The sequence below is a fragment of the Dietzia sp. Cai40 genome, from assembly GCF_014145165.1.
GTDB classification, from domain to species: domain Bacteria; phylum Actinomycetota; class Actinomycetes; order Mycobacteriales; family Mycobacteriaceae; genus Dietzia; species Dietzia natronolimnaea.
The window spans coordinates 1-16,946 of record NZ_JAALEB010000154.1; the positions used below are offsets into that span (position 1 = coordinate 1).

Sequence of the window (16,946 nt, forward strand, 5' to 3'; positions counted from 1 at the left end):
CGCCGGCCTGCCCGAGCTGGTCCTGGCCCAGCCCGGCCCCGCGCGCACATGGGCCGTGGCAGTCGTGCGTCACGGACGTCTGGCCGCCTCGGGGATCGTGCCGGCCGGGGCCGCCCCCCTCCCCGTCATCGACTCACTCAGGGCGGGCGCCACGACCGTGCGACCCGGACCCGGGCCGTTCTCCGGCGCCAGCGCCTCGGAGATCCGGAACGTGCACAGATGGATCGACTCCGCACCCACCCGCATCGTGTCGGTCGCGGGTTGCTGGGCCCTCCCCGTCGACGGTGCCCACACTCTGACCGCATGGGCGGATCGAGCCGAACGGGCGGCCGCGGAGACGAGCAGAGCAGGGATCAGTCCCGCGCGACGCTGAAGGCCGCCCACCTGTCCAGGAGTCCGGCCGCCTCGCCGTCGTCCACCGCCCTCGCGGCGCGATCCACCGCCGACGTCATCGCGGTCACCAGGTCAGCTCCCGGCTCGAGTCCGTCGAAAGCCACCAGCGCAGCCGCGGAATTGAGCAGGACGGCATCCCTGACGGGGCCCTTCTTACCCGCCAGCAGGTCCCGGGCGACGCCCGCGTTGTGCTGCCCGTCCCCCCCACGCAGCTCCTCGATCGCGCACGTCGCCATCCCGAAGTCGCCGGGGGCGATCTCGTCCTCCTCGATCCGGCCGTGCGAGACGCGCAGCACGCGGGTCGGCCCGGTCATCGTGATCTCGTCGAGGCCGTCGGCTCCCCGCACGACGAGCGCCGAGCGCCCGCGGAGCGCGAAGACCTCCGCCATCACGGTCATGAGACGGTCGAAGGCGCACCCGATGAGGTTGGCCGCGGGGGCCGCGGGGTTGGTCAGGGGACCCAGGATGTTGAAGACGGTCGGGATGCCGATCTCCCGCCGTGGCGCGGCGGCGAAGCGGAGGGCGGGATGGAACACGGGGGCGAAGCAGAAGGCCACACCCACCTCGTCGACACACCGGGCGACCTCCTCCGGGCCCAGGTCGATCGCCACCCCGAGAGCCTCGAGGACGTCGGCCCCTCCGCTCTTCGATGACGCCGCACGATTACCGTGCTTGACCACGGGCACTCCGCAGGCGCTCACGACGAGGGCGGACATGGTGGAGATGTTCACCGTTCCCTGCCGGTCCCCGCCGGTCCCGACGATGTCGACGCAGGGCCGGGAGGTCGGCACGCGACGCGAGTAGTCGAGCATCGTGGAGGACAGGGCGTCCAGTTCCGGACCCGTGACACCCTTCATGTCGAGCGCGACCCCGAACGCCGCGATCTGCGCATCCGTCGCGAGGCCCTCCATGATCCGGGACATCGCCCAGCGGGCGTCCGCCGGTTCCAGGTCCTCACCCGCCGTGAGCGTGCCGAGTACCCCGGGCCAGGACCGGCCCTCGTCGAACGCTGCAGAACTCCCCACGTGTCCCGACCTCTCTCCCTGGATCCCGGCGGTCCGTCACCGTCCGACCGCACAGTGACAATCGTGCCACCAGCCGCGTCGTCGGTGCCCGCGGACTCCCGTCACGGGACCCGTTCCCCCAGCCGCAGAAGAGCCTGAGAAGGCCCTGATACCCCTGCACGGGGTGCGTCCCCTGACGGGTTACCGGGGAGTTCTAGGAACGACCTGCGAAAACGCTGTGGGGACACGCCGAAATCGGGGGTCCCTGCAGCCTCCGCCCACCTCAGGGGTCATACTTGGCCTCGTGACGAGCGCAGTGGATAACTCAGGATCGGCAATGGCTCAGCGCGTTCATTCGCTGAACCGGCCGAACATGGTCAGTGTGGGCACCATCATCTGGTTGTCCCAGGAGTTGATGTTCTTCGCGGGGCTGTTCGCGATGTACTTCGTCTCCAAGGCGAACTCGGGAGGTGACTGGCCCTCCTACCCGACGCACCTCAACGTCCCGTTCGCCCTGACTATCACGGCGATCCTCGTGGCGTCCTCGGTTACCTGTCAGATGGGCGTCTTCGCCGCCGAGCAGGGTGACGTCTTCGGTCTCCGTCGCTGGTACATCATCTCGGCCCTCATGGGCACGGTCTTCCTCATCGGTCAGGCCTACGAGTACGTCATGCTGTACCTCGAGGGCACCACGATCTCGTCCAGCGTCTACGGGTCCGTCTTCTTCATCACCACCGGTTTCCACGGCCTCCACGTGGCGGCCGGCGTCCTGGCGTTCGTCGTCCTCGTCATGCGGACGACCATGTCCCGGTTCACTCCCGCCCAGGCCACGGCGGCCATCGTCGTGTCGTACTACTGGCACTTCGTCGACGTGGTCTGGATCGGCCTCTTCGTCACCATCTACTTCATTCAGTAGTCAGCTGGCCGCAGGACGCTGCGTCCAGCAGGTCCCAACTCCAAAGGGAACTCATAATGAACTCACCTCACCCACCCGCTGCGGACACGCCGTCGCCGGAGCCCGCGGTGAATCCGGCGCGCCCGGTCTCGTCCAAGCGTCGCCGTAAGGCGACCGGCGCGCTCGTCATCGCCGCCGGTCTCCTCGGCGCCGGGGCCATCGCCACTGCCGTCGTTCCCGATCCCCAGGTCGCGACGGCCCAGCAGGACCAGGCCGCGCTCATCGCCGAGGGCAAGCAGATCTACGACGTCGCGTGCATCACCTGCCACGGAATGAACCTGCAGGGTGTCGAGGACCGCGGGCCCTCGCTCGTCGGCACGGGCGCGGGCGCGACCTACTTCCAGGTCCATTCCGGTCGTATGCCGGCGGCCAACAACGAGGCCCAGGCCGAGCGCAAGAAGCCGCGCTACAGCGAGCACCAGATCATCGCGCTCGCGGCGTACGTCCACCTCTTCGGCGGCGGTCCCGAGATCGTCACCGATCCCGACGGGTCGATCGCCCAGGGGTCGCTGCGCGGTGCCTCGGGCGAGGCCCGCGCCGAGGAGATCGCGCGCGGTTCCGAGCTCTTCCGCCTCAACTGCGCCTCCTGCCACAACTTCACCGGTCGCGGCGGAGCGCTGTCGGCGGGCAAGTACGCCCCCATCCTCGACCCTGCCAACGAGCAGGAGATCTACCAGGCGATGCTCACCGGTCCGCAGAACATGCCCAAGTTCTCGGACCGTCAGCTCACGCCTGACGAGAAGAAGGACATCATCGCCTTCATCAAGGACACGGACTCCAAGGTCTCGCCCGGCGGCTACGCGCTCGGCGGACTCGGCCCCGTGACCGAAGGTGTGGCCATCTGGCTAGTCGGCATCGTCGCCCTCATCGGTGCGACCCTCTGGATCGGATCCCGTTCATGAGTGAGACCCCCAAGAACCCGTCCCCCGCGGACCTCGACCGGATGAGCGACGCCGAGCTCGTCCGGTTGGGAACCGAACTCGACGAGGTCGACGTCCGATTCCGCGAGAACCGGTGGCCGGACGGTGTCACCACGCGATCCGAGAAGCGTGCCGCACGAGTCGTCACCACCTGGTTCGCACTGTCCGCGGTCCTCGCGCTGGCCTTCGCCGTCATCTACATCGCCTGGCCCTGGGAGTACCGCGGCCAGGGCGAGGACGGCTACTGGCTCTACATGGTGTACACGCCCCTCCTCGGCCTGACGATCGGCCTGTCGATCCTCTTCCTGGGCTTCGGTGCGGTGCAGTTCACCAAGAAGTTCATCCCCGAGGAGATCTCGGTCCAGACCCGTCACGACGGCCCGTCGGAGGACATCGACCGCCGGACCCTCGTCGCCGGGCTCAACGACTCCTGGAAGACCTCGACCCTGGGTCGCCGCAAGGTCATGGGCGGCTTCCTCGGAGCGAGCGTCGCCCTCATCGGTCTGTCCGCGATCCTGCCGCTCGGTGGCATGGTCAAGAACCCGTGGCGCCGTGGGGAACTCACCATCGCCGGAGACGGCACCCTGCACACCACGGGGTGGACCCTCGCGTCCGACACCCGCCCGGACGGACTCCCGGCCGAGAAGGTGTACCTCGGTCGCGACACCGGCAAGGTCTACCCGGACGGCCATCCCCCCGCGGGAGAGGGGCGCCTCGAGCGCATCCACGTCGAGGACCTGGCGGCCGGTGGACTCGAGTCCGTGTTCCCGCTTCCCGCGAGCGCCCTGGGCGACTTCGAGGAGCACATGCACTCCATCCACGGCGTGCGCAACTCGGTCATGCTGATCCGTTTCCGCCCGGCGGACGCGGCCCGGGTGATCAAGCGCAAGGGCCAGGAGAACTTCAACTACGGCGACCTGTACGCCTACTCGAAGATCTGCACGCACCTCGCCTGCCCCACCTCACTGTACGAGCAGCAGACGCACCGCTTCCTCTGCCCGTGCCACCAGTCGCAGTTCGACGCGCTCGAGTACGCGAAGCCGGTCTTCGGCCCCGCCGCGCGCGCACTGCCGCAGTTGCCCATCGCGGTTGACAACGAGGGTTACCTCGTCGCCAACGGTGACTTCATCGAGCCGGTCGGACCTGCCTTCTGGGAGCGTCGTTCATGAGTAACAACACCAAAATCGCCGCGGTCGGCAATGCGCTCGACTCGCGGTACACCATGGCCAAGGGCATGCGCCGGCAGATCAACAAGGTCTTCCCCACGCACTGGTCGTTCCTCCTGGGCGAGATCGCCCTGTACAGCTTCGTGATCCTGCTGATCTCGGGCGTGTACCTCACCCTCTTCTTCGACCCGTCGATGTCGAAGGTGATCTACCAGGGCGCCTATGCCCCGCTCAACGGCATCGAGATCTCCCGGGCCTACGAGACCGCGCTCAACATCTCTTTCGAGGTGCGTGGCGGGCTCTTCGTCCGGCAGATCCACCACTGGGCGGCGCTGCTCTTCGTCGCCTCGATGGTGGTCCACATGATCCGCATCTTCTTCACCGGTGCGTTCCGTCGCCCGCGTGAGGCCAACTGGGTCATCGGCTGCGTCCTCCTGCTGCTGGGCATCGTCGAGGGCTTCCTCGGCTACGGCCTGCCGGACGACGTCCTGTCGGGCACCGGCCTCCGGATCACCTCCGGCATCATCGTCGGGCTCCCGGTGATCGGTACCTGGATGCACTGGATGATCTTCGGCGGGGACTTCCCCGGCGACCTCATGATCCCGCGCTTCTACGTCCTGCACGTGCTCATCATCCCCGCCATCATCCTGGCCCTGATCGCCGCGCACCTCGCGCTGGTCTGGTACCAGAAGCACACGCAGTTCCCCGGGCCGGGCCGCACGGAGAACAACGTCGTCGGCGTCCGGATCCTCCCGGTCTTCGCCGTCAAGTCCATCGCGTTCGGCGCCATCACGGTCGGCATGCTCATGCTCTTCTCGGGCCTGTTCACCATCAACGCGATATGGAACCTCGGGCCGTACAACCCATCCCACATCTCCGCCGGCTCGCAACCCGACTGGTACATGCTGTGGACCGAGGGCGGCGCCCGCGTGATGCCTGCGTGGGAGATCTACCTGGGCAACTACACCATCCCTGCCGTCCTCTGGGTGGCCGTGATGCTCGGCGCCATGGTCGCGGTGATGTTCCTGTACCCGTGGATCGAGGCCAAGCTCACCGGTGACACCGCGCACCACAACCTGCTCCAGCGTCCGCGCGACGTTCCGGTTCGTACCGCCGCCGGCGTCATGGCCATCACGTTCTACGTGATCCTGGTGTTGATGGGATCCAACGACCTCATCGCGTATCACTTCAACATCTCGCTGAACGCCACCACATGGGCGGGCCGGATCGGTCTGATCCTGCTGCCGCCGGTCATGTACTTCTTCACCTACCGTCTCTGCCTGGGTCTCCAGCGGGCCGACCGGGAGGTCCTGGAGCACGGGATCGAGACCGGCATCATCATGCGGATGCCGCAGGGCGAGTTCGTCGAGGTCCACCAGCCGCTGGGCGGGATGGACGAGCACGGTCACGCGGTTCCGCTCGAGTACGCGGGTGCCAAGGTGCCCACGAAGATGAACCAGCTCGGTGCGGCCGGCCGGCCCCCGCGGGGCGCACTCACCGCCGACCCCGTCGACGAGGTGCGTCATCTCGACGACGCCGATCACGGCAAGCACGACCGCGAGCACTCGATGCTCACCACGTTGCAGCAGGAGAACCGTACGCGTCGCCACGACGAGCACTGATCCACCGCTGACACCCGACCGCGGGCCGGAGCTCCGAGAGGAGTTCCGGCCCGCGGTCGTCTCGCCTCCTCCACCGGGGGCGAGTGATCTTTCGGGAGCGGGTGATCTGTCGGGGGGTCGACGTCGCGGGCCGCGTGACACCGGCCTCACCCCGGCGCCTGGGACGTCCTCCTCATGGGACGGGTTGGGCCGGAGGCCCGTGGGACCACCCGGGAGGTGCGGTCACCGTGCCCGGCCACCCGCGAGAGGTGGCGGGCGCTCCGGTCACCGGGCGACCGGAGCGGGGTTCACCGGCAGCGGCTTCCCGGCCATGTCGGCCACGGCCCGGAAGGCCATGGTCATGCCCGACCCCAGGGGGACCCCGGGACCCGGGTATGCCTCACCGGACACCGACGCCGACGAGTTGCCGGCGGCGTAGAGGCCCGGGATCGGTGCACCGTCGGTACCCACCACGGCCCCGTTCGGGTCGATCACGGCACCACCCTTGGTGCCCAGGTCCCCCAGCACCAGGCGCACGGCGTGCAGACGATCGCCCCCCAGGGGCCGCAGGCATTCCTCGGCAGTGGAGGCGCCGAGGAAGAACCTCCCGTACGGATCCTCGCCCCGTCCGAAGTCGTCATCTCTGCCCTGCGCGGCATGGCCGTTGAACCGGGTGACGCTCTCGGCGAGGACGTCCGGATCGATACCGATGGCCTGGGCCAGCTCCCCGATCGTCGCTGCGGTGTGCCAGAGCCCGGCCGCCCGCAGCTGCTCGGGATCAGGGGCGGGGACGCAGATCGCCGGATACCCGCCCGCCTCCGAGTCATCGAAGACGAACCAGAACTCCTCGCCCGCTCCGTCGTCCATCCGGGCGTGCATGCGACGGCCCATCTGGTCGTACGGCAGGAGTTCGTTGGCGAAGCGACGACCTGCGCCGTCGACGATGATCCCGGAGCGGAAACCGAGGGTGAACGCCGCGTGCCCGTTGGGGAACAGTGTCGCCGGACACCACCATGACTGGTCCAGCAGGTCGAGTCTGGCCCCGACCTCGTCGAACATGCGGACGGCGTCCCCGGAACCGGTATCCGGGTGGGAGGCCGACCAGTCAGAGGTCGGCATCCGCTGCCACCGTCGACGCAACTCCGTCGACCGCTCGAATCCGCCCGCGGCGACGAGTACGCCCCGCCGTGCGCGAATCGACCGCAGGCCCGAGCCCTCTCGCACCTCGACCCCCACGACCCGCCCGTCGTCGTCGCGGATAAGTCGCTCCGCAGCCGTCGACAGCCAGAGCTCGGCCGACTCCATGCCATCCAACGCCAGCACGAGCCGGGCGACCCAGGCGCGGCCGCCCTCCAACCTGGCGGTGTCCTCCGGGGAACCGAACTGATCCGACGGCACCGAGGAGCGGATATCTCCGGTGCGCTCACCCACCTCCTCCCCCTTGATGGGCTTGGGGTAGATGCTTCGACCCACCTCCTGGCGTCCGGGTGCGTCGAAGTAGTCGGGGAACGCCTGGAATCTCGTAGGGATCCCCAGCGTGTCCTGGAGGAAGTCGACGACCATCGGCCCGGTGTTCAGGTACGCGTCCTGCAGGTCGTGGTCGGTCCGGTCGCCCACGACGGCGCGGAAGTAGGTGCGGCCCGTGTCCACCGAGTCCTCCAGCCCGTCGCGGGCGAGGACGGCGTTGCCGGGCAACCACACCGCGCCGCCCGAGTACGCGGAGGTGCCCCCGAAACGGTCCGTCTTCTCGACGAGACAGGTCGACAGCCCCCGCGAGGCCGCCGCGGCCGCGCCGAAGAGCGCCGCGACGCCCGATCCCACCACAACCACATCGAACTCTGCATCGAACGTGCCGGCCTGCGTCGTCACGGGCTCTCCTCATCTCGTCGTCACGGGCACACGGCCCGGACACCGGCCGTGGGCCGACGCCTACTAGAACACGTTCTACACTAGCTTCCCGGCGCGTTTCCGTGGCCCGACCGGCGGGTTTCGTGACACCTCAACGTCGTGCGGGCATGATCGCGGTGTGACGCGCAACGAGGTCGAACACACCGAGGACGGTCGCTACATCGTGGTCAGGGGGAGGCGATGGAGGGCCACCGATCCGTCGATCCCGGACACGCTCAGGACCGAACTCGTCTCCGCGCTCATGACCGGCCGCCGGCTCGTGAAGTCCGAGGGTGACGCCGCGCGGGTGATGGTGCACGACGCCAAGACCGCGCTGGGCGAGCGCGGCGACCCCTGGTGGGATCCGACCGAGGAGGGGACGCGGAACCGGTTGGCCGCGACGATCCGAACGCTGCTCCGCTCCCGCGGCGAGGGCTCGATCTGCCCCAGCGACGCCGCCCGCACGGTGGGCGGCGAACAGTGGCGCGAGCTCATGGACACCGCCCGACAGGTCGCCCTGGATCTCCGAGCGGACGGCGTCGTCGCCATCACGCAACGTGGCCGGGTCGTCTCCGGAGCCGACATCCGAGGCCCGATCCGCATCGTGGCGGCGGACGCGCTCGACTTCCGGCCACCGACGGACGGCAGCGTGGCACGGAACTGAAGCTACCAGCCGGTAACCCCCGCCATGTCGCGGTTCGCGGCCTTGTACGATCACTTCTGGTAGGAGACATTCACCAGATCGCCCCGTCCCCCTCTCACGGCGGGTCGTCCAATGGAAAGGCATACACCCTTGCGTCGCACAGTGTTCAACGAAGACCACGAGGCCTTCCGCCAGACCATCCGCGCCTTCATCGAGTCCGAGGTGTCCCCCCATTTCCAGGAGTGGTTCGACGCGGGCATCGTGCCGCGCGAGTTCTACTACAAGCTCGCCGATCTCGGGGTCTTCGGCATCAACGTCGACGAGGAGTACGGCGGCGCCGGGATCAACTCGCACAAGTTCGAGGCCATCCAGTCCGAGGAGACCGCCCGGGCGGGCGTGAACTTCGGTGGATCGGGCGTTCACGTCCTGCTGGGCCTGCCCTACATCAAGGCCCTGGCGACCGAGGAGCAGAAGCAGCGTTATCTGCCCAAGTTCGTCTCCGGCGAGGAGATGTGGGCGCTGGCCATGACCGAGCCGGGCACCGGCTCGGACCTCGCCGGCATGAAGAGCACCGCCAAGCTCTCCGAGGACGGCACCCACTACGTCCTCAACGGTGCCAAGACCTTCATCACCGGCGGTGTCCACGCCGACCGCGTGATCGTCTGCGCCCGGACCGCTCCCCCGCGCGAGGACGACCGTCGCTTCGGCATCTCCCTCCTGGCCGTCGACACCAAGCTCGCGGGTTACTCCGTGGGACGCAAGCTCGACAAGGTCGGTCTGCGCACCTCCGATACCGCGGAGCTGGCCTTCAGCGACGTCAAGGTCCCTGTCGAGGACCTGCTCGGCGAGGAGAACCGTGGTTTCTACTACCTCGGCCAGAACCTGCCGTCCGAGCGCTGGGGAATCGCGTACGGCGCCTACGCCCAGGCCGCGGCCGCGGTGCGCTTCGCCAAGGAGTACACCCAGCAGCGCACGGTCTTCGGCAAGGAGGTCGCCTCGTTCCAGAACACCAAGTTCGAACTCGCCGCCTGCCAGGCCAAGGTCGACGCGGCGCAGGCCGTCGCCGACCGCGCGCTCGAGGCACTCGACGAGGGAGAGCTAACCGCGGCCGAGGCCGCATCGGCCAAGCTGTTCTGCACCGAGATCGCGGCCGAGGTCATCGACCGTTGCCTGCAGCTGCACGGCGGATACGGGTTCATCAACGAGTACCCGATCGCCCGCCTGTACACCGACAACCGGGTCAACCGGATCTACGGCGGGACCAACGAGGTCATGAAGACCATCATCGCCAAGGACATGGGACTGTAGTCCCCCACCGGGCCTGATCCGGGCCGGGACCTGCGCGCCGCGCGGGTCCCGGCCCGAGCTCGTTCCCGGGTGATGCCCCCGACGTCGGAGACGCCACGACCGCGGGTTGCCGACATGAGTCCCGGCTTCGGGCGGTGATCCGTGAACAAACGAAGCCCCCACCGCGTCTCGCGGTGGGGGCCTCGTGGGGTCTGACCGTCGGTCAGTGCTTCTCGCGGCCCCAGTGGTACTCGAAGACCAGGGCACAGGCGGTGATGATCAGCGCGGTCGCGCCACCGAGCAGCACCCACCAGTTCCAGAACGCCGCGCCGAAACCGATGATGAGGATCGAGAAGGCGATGAAGAACGGCCAGAAGCTGTGCGGGCTGAAGAACCCGAGCTCGCCGGCGCCGTCGGAGATCTCCGCCTCCTCGTAGTCCTCGGGAAGCGTGCTGATGCGCCGCGCCACGAAGCGGAGGTACCCACCGATCAGCAGGCACAGCCCGGCGGAGAGCACGAGAGCCGTGGAGCCCACCCACTCGATACCCGTGCGCGAGGTGCCCGTGAGGTAGGTGTACGCGATGGCCAGGATGGCGAGGAAGACCACCAGTCCGTCGAAGATTCTTACTGTTGCGTTCATCGTGCAGGAGCCCTTCGCGTGATACCGGGAGAGACGTCAGTTAGCGGATGCGTTCTCGATGATGTTGTTCTGGTCGCGGGTATCGCTGCGGCCGGTCTTGAACGGTGCCGTGGACGTGGAGTAGGGCTCCTCGCCGATCGACGCGAGCGCCTCCGCGTTGGACGCGGTCGGGTTGTCCTGGCGGAACTGGATGTACTCCGCGAAGGCCTCCGGCGACACCGCCCTGAGCTCGAAATTCATCATCGCGTGGTACGCGCCGCACATTTCGGCACACCGTCCGACGAAGGCGCCCTCACGCTCGATCTCCGCGATCTGGAACATGCTCAGCTGCTGGTTCTGGCCGGGGTGCGGCATGACGTCGAGCTTGTAGATGAACTCGGGGATCCAGAAGGAGTGGATCACGTCGGCCGCCGCGAGGCGGAACTCGACGCGGGTTCCGGTCGGCAGTACGAGCACCGGGACCTCTTCGGAGGTGCCGACGGTCTCGATGTCGTTGAAGTGGAGGTACGACTTGTCCTCGGCGAGGCGACCGTGGATCGGACCGCCGGCGGCGGGCTCCCCGTGGTGACCGAGGGCCATGCGCTGCTCCTCCGAGAGGACGCCGGCCTCCTCGGCCGCACGCTGGGCCTCCTCGTTGGTGCCGTCCTCGATGGACACACCCGCGACGTCGACCTTGTTGTACCCGAACTTCCAGTTCCACTGGAACGCGGTGACGTCGACCTTGACGCCGACCTCTTCCTCCGGCCGGAGGTCGAGGACCTTGTTCTGCGTGATGACGGTGAAGTAGAAGAGCACCGAGATGATCACGAACGGCACCGCCGTGTAGACCAGCTCGAGCGGCACGTTGTACGCGGTCTGACGCGGGAACTCGCCGTCGTCGTTCTTCCTCTTGCGGTGGAAGGCCATGGTCCAGAAGATGAGGCCCCACACGAAGAACCCGACGACAAGCGAGGTGATGACGGTGATAGTCCAGAACTCCCTGATGGCGATGCCCTCGGGCGTGATCCCGTTGGGGAACCCGAAGTTCATGGTCTGGTTCCACCATTTGTTGTCGGTGTGGAGGCTGCAACCGGACAAAATCAAGCCCAATGTGCCGAGCGACACCGCGAGTGCAGCCCTGCGCGTCCGACGACGCCCGTCACGCTGTTCCACCATCACGCCTTCCTGATCAGCGGCACCGACCACGTGGCCGGGACACTTAGGAATCGTAGACCACGGCTCTCAGTTTGGAAGCCGCGGGTCCCGGCATTTCACCGAACCCACCCCTCCGCCGTCCGGCGCGGCGGGCGGGAGCCCCGGGACCAGTAGTATTCGAACCCATCGTGGCCCGCAGACGCGGGTTCTCCCCCACCCCCGACGACGATCGACGAGGTACCCGACGAATGTGTGGCCTGCTTGGTCTGCTCACCCCCGACGGCTCCGCCCGCGCCCAGGAATCGAGGGTTCTGGGCGCGATGGGGTGCCAGCGTCACCGCGGTCCGGACGAGGTGGGGACCTGGGTCGACGACGACCTGGCGTTCGGCTTCAACCGTCTGTCGATCATCGACATCGCGCATTCGCATCAGCCGCTGCGCTGGGGTCCGCCCGAGGCCCCCGACCGCTACGCCCTGACGTTCAACGGGGAGATCTACAACTACGTCGAACTCCGTGCGCAGCTGCTTGAGGAGTTCGGTGCCGAGTTCCGGACCGAGGGCGACGGGGAGCCGATCGTGGTGGCGTTCCACCACTGGGGCCCCGCCGCCGTCCGCCGGCTCCGCGGGATGTTCGCCTTCGCGATCTGGGACACCGTCGAACGCACCCTCTTCGTGGCCCGCGACCCCTTCGGGATCAAGCCCCTCTACATGGCGACCGGTCCCGGGGGCACCGCGTTCGCGAGCGAGAAGAAGTCGATCACCGAACTGATCGACCTCCTCGCCGTCGACACCTCTCTCGACACCCGCGCCCTACAGCACTACGTCACCCTCCAGTACGTCCCCGAGGACGAGACGCTGACCCGCGGTGTCCGCCGCCTGGAATCCGGTTGCCACGCGACCCTCTCCCCCGGCGCCGCTCCGGTGATCGAGCGCTTCTTCGAGCCGACCTTCCCCGTGGTCCCTGTCGCCGACGGCGATTCCGAGCGCCGCTACGAGGAGATCGCCGTGGCCCTCGAGGACTCCGTGGCCAAGCACATGCGCGCCGACGTCACCGTGGGTTCGTTCCTGTCCGGCGGCATCGACTCCACCGCCATCGCCGCGCTCGCCCGGCGTCACAACGAGAACCTCCTCACCTTCACCACGGGGTTCGAGCGGGAGGGTTACTCGGAGGTGGACGTGGCCGCCGAGTCCGCCGCGGCGATCGGTGTGGAACACATCGTCAAGGTGGTCTCGCCCGAGGAGTTCGCCGCCGCGATCCCCGAGATCATCTGGTACCTCGACGAGCCGGTCGCCGATCCGGCCCTGGTCCCGCTGTACTTCGTCGCCCGCGAGGCCCGCAAGCACGTCAAGGTGGTCCTGTCCGGCGAGGGCGCGGATGAGCTCTTCGGCGGATACACCATCTACAAGGAGCCGCTCTCGCTCGCACCGTTCGAGAAGATCCCCGGTGGCCTGCGCCGCGCACTGGGAAGGGTGAGCACGCGGATCCCCGAGGGCACCCGTGGAAAGAGCCTGCTGCATCGCGGATCCATGAGTCTCGAGGACCGCTACTACGGCAACGCGCGCTCGTTCTCCGAGGACCAGGTCCGCTCGGTCCTCACCGACTACCGTCCCGAGTGGAGCCACCAGGACGTGACGGCTCCGATCTACGAGCGCTCCCGCGGGTGGGACCCTGTCGCCCGGATGCAGCACCTGGACCTGTTCACGTGGCTCCGCGGGGACATCCTGGTCAAGGCGGACCGGGTCACCATGGCCAACTCACTCGAGCTGCGCGTGCCGTTCCTCGACCGCGAGGTCTACGAGGTCGCCTCCCGCCTGCCGTACACGGAGAAGGTCGCTCACGGGACCACCAAGTACGCGCTCCGCAAGGCGCTCGAGCGGATCGTGCCGGCGCACGTGCTGCACCGGAAGAAGCTCGGCTTCCCGGTTCCGACCCGCCACTGGCTGGCCGGACCGGAGCTGCACGACTGGGCGCGGGCGCAGGTCCTGGCCTCGGGCACCGACGAGTTCGTGGACAAGGCCGCCGTGATGCGCATGCTCGACGAGCACCGCCGTGGCGAGTCCGACCACAGCCGCCGGATCTGGACGATGCTGTGCTTCATGATCTGGCACGGCATCTTCGTGGAGGGCCGCATCACCCCGGACATCGAGCAGCGGGACTACCCCGTGCGCCTCTAGCCCGACCCGACCCCGCCGCCAGCCGGACCCGATCTCGGGCCCCCGCGGGCCCGACCCATCGAGAAGAGCGTTCCGCACACACCCTCTCGGGGAATGCGTGCGGAACGCTCTTCTCGTCGGGGGTCGGTCGCTGGCCGGTCGGTGGTCGTCGGCACGGCGGTGAGCGCCCCGGGCGGGATCAGGCGGGCAGCAGCGCCGCGAGCTCCTCGGCGGCCTCGTCCCCGTAGGCCGCGGCGAGTCGCCGGCGCGCGGCGGCGGGGTCGATGCTCCACTCCTGGGTGCCGGTGGTCTCCAGCACGTGGGTCGCGATGAGAGCACCGAACTGGGCCGAACGCTCCAGCGAGAGGCCGTCGACCACACCGGTGAGGAATCCGGCGCGGAACGCGTCGCCGACGCCCGTGGGGTCGAGCAGGTTGTCCGAGGGCACGATGCCCACCTCGAGGGGCTCGGCGCCCTTCTCCACGATCACCACGCTCTTTCCTCCGCGGGTGGTGATGCGGGTACCGACCTTGTCGTCCAGCTCCTCGGCCGTCCACCCGGTCTTGTTCAGCAGGAGTTCGTACTCGTACTCGTTGGTGAACAGGTACCGGGCGCCGTCGACCAGCGCTGCGGCCGCCTCACCGTCGAGGAACGCCAGCTGCTGGGAGGGGTCGGCCGCGAAGTCGAGCCCGAGCTCGCGGCACTCCGCCGTGTGGGAGTTCATCGCGGTCGGGTCGTTGGCGCCGATGAGCACGATCTCGGGCCGACCGATGCGGTCGACCAGGCGGGCCAGGGAGATGGTGGCCGCCTCACCCATCGCGCCGGGGTAGAACGAGGCGAGCTGGGCCATGTCCGAGTCGGTGGTGCACACGAACCGTGCGGTGTGCAGGGCGGAGCTGATGTGGACCGCCGAGGTGTCCACGCCGTGCCTCTCCAGCCAGTCGCGGTACTCGGCGAAGTCCTCACCCGCGGCGCCCACCAGATGGGGACGACGGCCGAGCACGCCGAGCGCGAACGCGATGTTGCCACCCACTCCGCCGCGGCGGATCTGGAGGGAGTCCACCAGGAAGCTCAGCGACACGTGGGCGAGCTGGTCCGGCAGGAGCTGCTCGGAGAACCGACCCGAGAAGGTCATGAGGTGGTCGGTGGCGATGGAACCCGTGATGACTACTGACATGCTCCAGACAGTAGACGACCCGGGCCGACCAGCGATCGGCCCGGGTCGTCAGTGCCCGGCTGGACTCAGTTGAACGAGTCGCCGCAGGCGCACGAGCCGGTGGCCTGGGGGTTGTCGATGGTGAAGCCCTGCTTCTCGATGGTGTCGACGAAGTCGATCGACGCACCGGTCAGGTAGGGCACGCTCATCCGGTCGACGGCGAGCTTGATGCCACCGAAGTCGTCCACGACGTCGCCGTCGAGCGAGCGGTCGTCGAAGAAGAGCTGGTACCGCAGGCCGGCACAACCACCGGGCTGGACGGCGATGCGCAGGGCCAGATCGTCGCGACCTTCCTGGTCGAGGAGTGCCTTGGCCTTCGAGGCGGCGGCGTCGGTGAGCAGCACACCGGTGGCGGTGGTCTCCGTGGCGGTGTTCTCCGCAGTGGTCATGTCGGTTCTCCTTGCGATCCGAGAGGGTCTTCGGTGGCGTCCTACGGTGGTGCAACGCCCACCGGGGAGCTCTCTATTCCCCGGACGCCGCGTCGCCTGACACGATACGCCTGCGAGGAGTGACGGGTGAATGTCCTCGGCGGGGATCGATCGCCTAGCCTGGGTATGTGAAGTTGCGCGCATTCGGCTCCAGTAAAGACGACCCCGGCAAGGGCTCCGCAGGTACCGACACCGGGCCGGAGTCCTCCCCGGGCACGGATCCGGGGCCTGCAGGGGACGCCCGTCGGCCCGCGGGCAAGGGCAAGCCCACCCCCAAGCGGCGGGACCAGGAGCGCGCGCGCGGCCTGCGGACGGGTCCCGTCACGGCGCCGGTCACCCGTAAGGAGGCCAAGGAGCGCCGGAAGGCCGCCGAGGCCAGCATGACCAAGGACGAGCGCAAGGCCGCCCGGGCCGAGCAGCGTACCGCCCGTGAGGAGCGCCGCCAGCTCATGATGGCCGGCGACGACCGTTACGTGCTCTCGCGGGACCGCGGCGAGGTCCGTCGCTTCGCCCGCGACTGGGTGGACACCCACCGGCGCCTGATCAACTTCTTCATGCCGCTCGCGCTGTTCGTGATCATCTTCCAGCTGATCCCCAACCCGGAACTGATGTTCTACAGCCAGAACCTGTTCCTCATCCTGATCGTCGTGGTGGTGGTGGACGGAATCCTCCTCGGACGCAAGGTCAACCGGGTCGTCCGCGATCGGTTCCCGGACACCGAGGACACCGGGTTCGGCATGGGGTGGTACGCGGTGATGCGGGCGACGCAGCCGCGGATGCTCCGCACCCCGCGCCCCCGGGTACGCCCGGGCGACTCCATCTGACCTGATCACCAGCTGACCTGCTCGACAGCTGACCTGCTCGGCAGCTGACCTGCTCGACAGCTGACCTGACCGACGATCCACGGAAAGGCCCGGAACGCCATGCGCCTGCTCGTCCTCGGCGGCACCCGATCGGGCAAGTCCGCCCACGCCGAATCGGTGGCCGCGGCCACCGGCGCGGACGTGGTGTACGTGGCCACCGCGCGACCGGACCACGACGACGCCGAGATGACCGCCCGGATCGCCGTGCACCGGGACCGCAGGCCCGCCGGGTGGTCCACCGAGGAGACCGACGAGATCCCGCGGGTACTCGCCGATCACCCGGACGACACGGTCCTCGTCGACGATCTCGGGGGCTGGCTCACCCGCCGAATGGACGCCACGCTCGGGTGGACTGACGGCGGGGCGGCCGTGTCCGATGAGGTCGACGCGCTGGTCTCGGCGGTCGCCGCCCACCCCGGTTCGCTCGTCCTGGTCTCCCCCGAGGTCGGCCTGGGGGTCGTGCCCGACACCCTCTCCGGCCGTCTGTTCTCCGATCTGGTCGGTTCGCTCAACCGGCGGTTGGCCGAGGTGTGTGACTCGGCCGTCCTCGTCGTCGCGGGCAGGGTCCTCCCCCTCTCCTCCCCCGGGGCCCCCGCCGCGGCGGGCCGCTCCCCCGGTCACCCCGCCTCACCGGCTCCGGCCCACCCCGCGGCGTC

15 protein-coding genes and 1 pseudogene are annotated in these 16,946 nt (G+C 68.6%); 10 read left to right on the forward strand and 6 right to left on the reverse strand.

What is annotated here, in order from left to right:
- Window positions 1-373, forward strand: a pseudogene (locus G6022_RS06660) (hypothetical protein); the annotation flags it as partial.
- On the opposite strand, the gene trpD reads toward G6022_RS06660, so the two are convergent.
- Window positions 354-1,418 carry an anthranilate phosphoribosyltransferase gene (gene trpD / locus G6022_RS06665; RefSeq protein WP_182610020.1) on the reverse strand — a complete coding sequence of 355 codons (1,065 nt, stop codon included), beginning with the start codon at window positions 1,416-1,418 and terminating at the stop codon, window positions 354-356. The pseudogene G6022_RS06660 and the gene trpD overlap by 20 nt on opposite strands.
- 283 nt (window positions 1,419-1,701) lie before the next feature.
- Between trpD and G6022_RS06670 the strand changes: the two genes are divergently transcribed.
- Genes G6022_RS06670 through G6022_RS06685 form a run of 4 tightly spaced genes read left to right on the forward strand, consistent with a single transcriptional unit; the run spans window position 1,702 to window position 6,060 of the window.
- Window positions 1,702-2,313, forward strand: coding sequence for a heme-copper oxidase subunit III (locus tag G6022_RS06670; RefSeq protein WP_182610021.1), 612 nt, complete (start codon window positions 1,702-1,704; stop codon window positions 2,311-2,313).
- Between the two features lie 56 nt (window positions 2,314-2,369).
- A complete protein-coding gene (locus tag G6022_RS06675; protein WP_182615678.1) occupies window positions 2,370-3,254 on the forward strand; it encodes a cytochrome c in 885 nt (294 codons plus the stop codon).
- The gene (locus G6022_RS06680; RefSeq protein WP_182610023.1) at window positions 3,251-4,441 is read left to right on the forward strand and encodes a ubiquinol-cytochrome c reductase iron-sulfur subunit; all 1,191 of its coding nucleotides are present in this window, start codon (window positions 3,251-3,253) and stop codon (window positions 4,439-4,441) included. Before G6022_RS06675 ends, G6022_RS06680 begins: the two co-directional genes overlap by 4 nt.
- Window positions 4,438-6,060 (forward strand): cytochrome bc complex cytochrome b subunit, encoded by a 1,623-nt coding sequence (locus tag G6022_RS06685; RefSeq protein ID WP_182610024.1) that lies wholly within the window; start codon window positions 4,438-4,440, stop codon window positions 6,058-6,060. The genes G6022_RS06680 and G6022_RS06685 overlap by 4 nt, the downstream gene beginning before the upstream one ends.
- Window positions 6,061-6,324: 264 nt before the next feature.
- Here G6022_RS06685 and G6022_RS06690 read toward each other — a convergent pair whose 3' ends face one another.
- Window positions 6,325-7,908 (reverse strand): FAD-binding protein, encoded by a 1,584-nt coding sequence (locus G6022_RS06690; protein ID WP_182640073.1) that lies wholly within the window; start codon window positions 7,906-7,908, stop codon window positions 6,325-6,327.
- 157 nt (window positions 7,909-8,065) lie between these two features.
- On the opposite strand from G6022_RS06690, the gene G6022_RS06695 reads away from it, so the two are divergent.
- Both G6022_RS06695 and G6022_RS06700 read left to right on the forward strand, forming a co-directional pair.
- Window positions 8,066-8,590 carry a DUF3253 domain-containing protein gene (locus tag G6022_RS06695; RefSeq protein WP_182640072.1) on the forward strand — a complete coding sequence of 175 codons (525 nt, stop codon included), beginning with the start codon at window positions 8,066-8,068 and terminating at the stop codon, window positions 8,588-8,590.
- A gap of 129 nt (window positions 8,591-8,719) precedes the next feature.
- Window positions 8,720-9,877 carry an acyl-CoA dehydrogenase family protein gene (locus tag G6022_RS06700; RefSeq protein ID WP_179525029.1) on the forward strand — a complete coding sequence of 386 codons (1,158 nt, stop codon included), beginning with the start codon at window positions 8,720-8,722 and terminating at the stop codon, window positions 9,875-9,877.
- Between the two features lie 202 nt (window positions 9,878-10,079).
- Here G6022_RS06700 and G6022_RS06705 read toward each other — a convergent pair whose 3' ends face one another.
- The gene (locus G6022_RS06705) at window positions 10,080-10,496 is read right to left on the reverse strand and encodes a cytochrome c oxidase subunit 4 (protein ID WP_179525028.1); all 417 of its coding nucleotides are present in this window, start codon (window positions 10,494-10,496) and stop codon (window positions 10,080-10,082) included.
- A gap of 36 nt (window positions 10,497-10,532) precedes the next feature.
- A complete protein-coding gene (locus G6022_RS06710; protein ID WP_179525027.1) occupies window positions 10,533-11,651 on the reverse strand; it encodes a cytochrome c oxidase subunit II in 1,119 nt (372 codons plus the stop codon).
- A 227-nt stretch (window positions 11,652-11,878) separates the two neighbouring features.
- Here G6022_RS06710 and asnB point away from each other — a divergent pair, with 227 nt between their 5' ends.
- Complete coding sequence (gene asnB / locus G6022_RS06715; RefSeq protein ID WP_182691226.1) at window positions 11,879-13,804, forward strand: asparagine synthase (glutamine-hydrolyzing); 1,926 nt, start codon at window positions 11,879-11,881, stop codon at window positions 13,802-13,804.
- A 178-nt stretch (window positions 13,805-13,982) separates the two neighbouring features.
- Here the strand turns inward: asnB and G6022_RS06720 are convergent, their stop codons facing one another.
- Both G6022_RS06720 and G6022_RS06725 read right to left on the reverse strand, forming a co-directional pair.
- Entirely contained in the window at window positions 13,983-14,960 is a 978-nt protein-coding gene (locus G6022_RS06720; protein WP_182610028.1) for a carbohydrate kinase family protein, read from the reverse strand.
- 65 nt (window positions 14,961-15,025) lie between these two features.
- Window positions 15,026-15,388: an iron-sulfur cluster assembly accessory protein gene (locus G6022_RS06725; RefSeq protein WP_107756186.1), complete on the reverse strand. Its 363-nt coding sequence runs from the start codon at window positions 15,386-15,388 to the stop codon at window positions 15,026-15,028.
- Window positions 15,389-15,555: 167 nt separating this feature from the next.
- Between G6022_RS06725 and G6022_RS06730 the strand changes: the two genes are divergently transcribed.
- A complete protein-coding gene (locus G6022_RS06730; protein ID WP_182640071.1) occupies window positions 15,556-16,251 on the forward strand; it encodes a DUF3043 domain-containing protein in 696 nt (231 codons plus the stop codon).
- A 99-nt stretch (window positions 16,252-16,350) separates the two neighbouring features.
- A partial coding sequence (locus G6022_RS06735; protein WP_182691224.1) for a bifunctional adenosylcobinamide kinase/adenosylcobinamide-phosphate guanylyltransferase occupies window positions 16,351-16,946 on the forward strand: 596 nt, incomplete at its 3' end.

Excerpts from the sequence above, each read along its gene's own strand:
- G6022_RS06675 (WP_182615678.1), top strand. The coding sequence starts at position 2,370 with ATGAACTCACCTCACCCACCCGCTGCGGACACGCCGTCGCCGGAGCCC.
- G6022_RS06680 (WP_182610023.1), top strand. The coding sequence starts at position 3,251 with ATGAGTGAGACCCCCAAGAACCCGTCCCCCGCGGACCTCGACCGGATG.
- G6022_RS06685 (WP_182610024.1), top strand. The coding sequence starts at position 4,438 with ATGAGTAACAACACCAAAATCGCCGCGGTCGGCAATGCGCTCGACTCG.
- G6022_RS06705 (WP_179525028.1), bottom strand. The coding sequence starts at position 10,496 with ATGAACGCAACAGTAAGAATCTTCGACGGACTGGTGGTCTTCCTCGCC.
- G6022_RS06710 (WP_179525027.1), bottom strand. The coding sequence starts at position 11,651 with ATGGTGGAACAGCGTGACGGGCGTCGTCGGACGCGCAGGGCTGCACTC.
- asnB (WP_182691226.1), top strand. The coding sequence starts at position 11,879 with ATGTGTGGCCTGCTTGGTCTGCTCACCCCCGACGGCTCCGCCCGCGCC.
- G6022_RS06720 (WP_182610028.1), bottom strand. The coding sequence starts at position 14,960 with ATGTCAGTAGTCATCACGGGTTCCATCGCCACCGACCACCTCATGACC.
- G6022_RS06725 (WP_107756186.1), bottom strand. The coding sequence starts at position 15,388 with ATGACCACTGCGGAGAACACCGCCACGGAGACCACCGCCACCGGTGTG.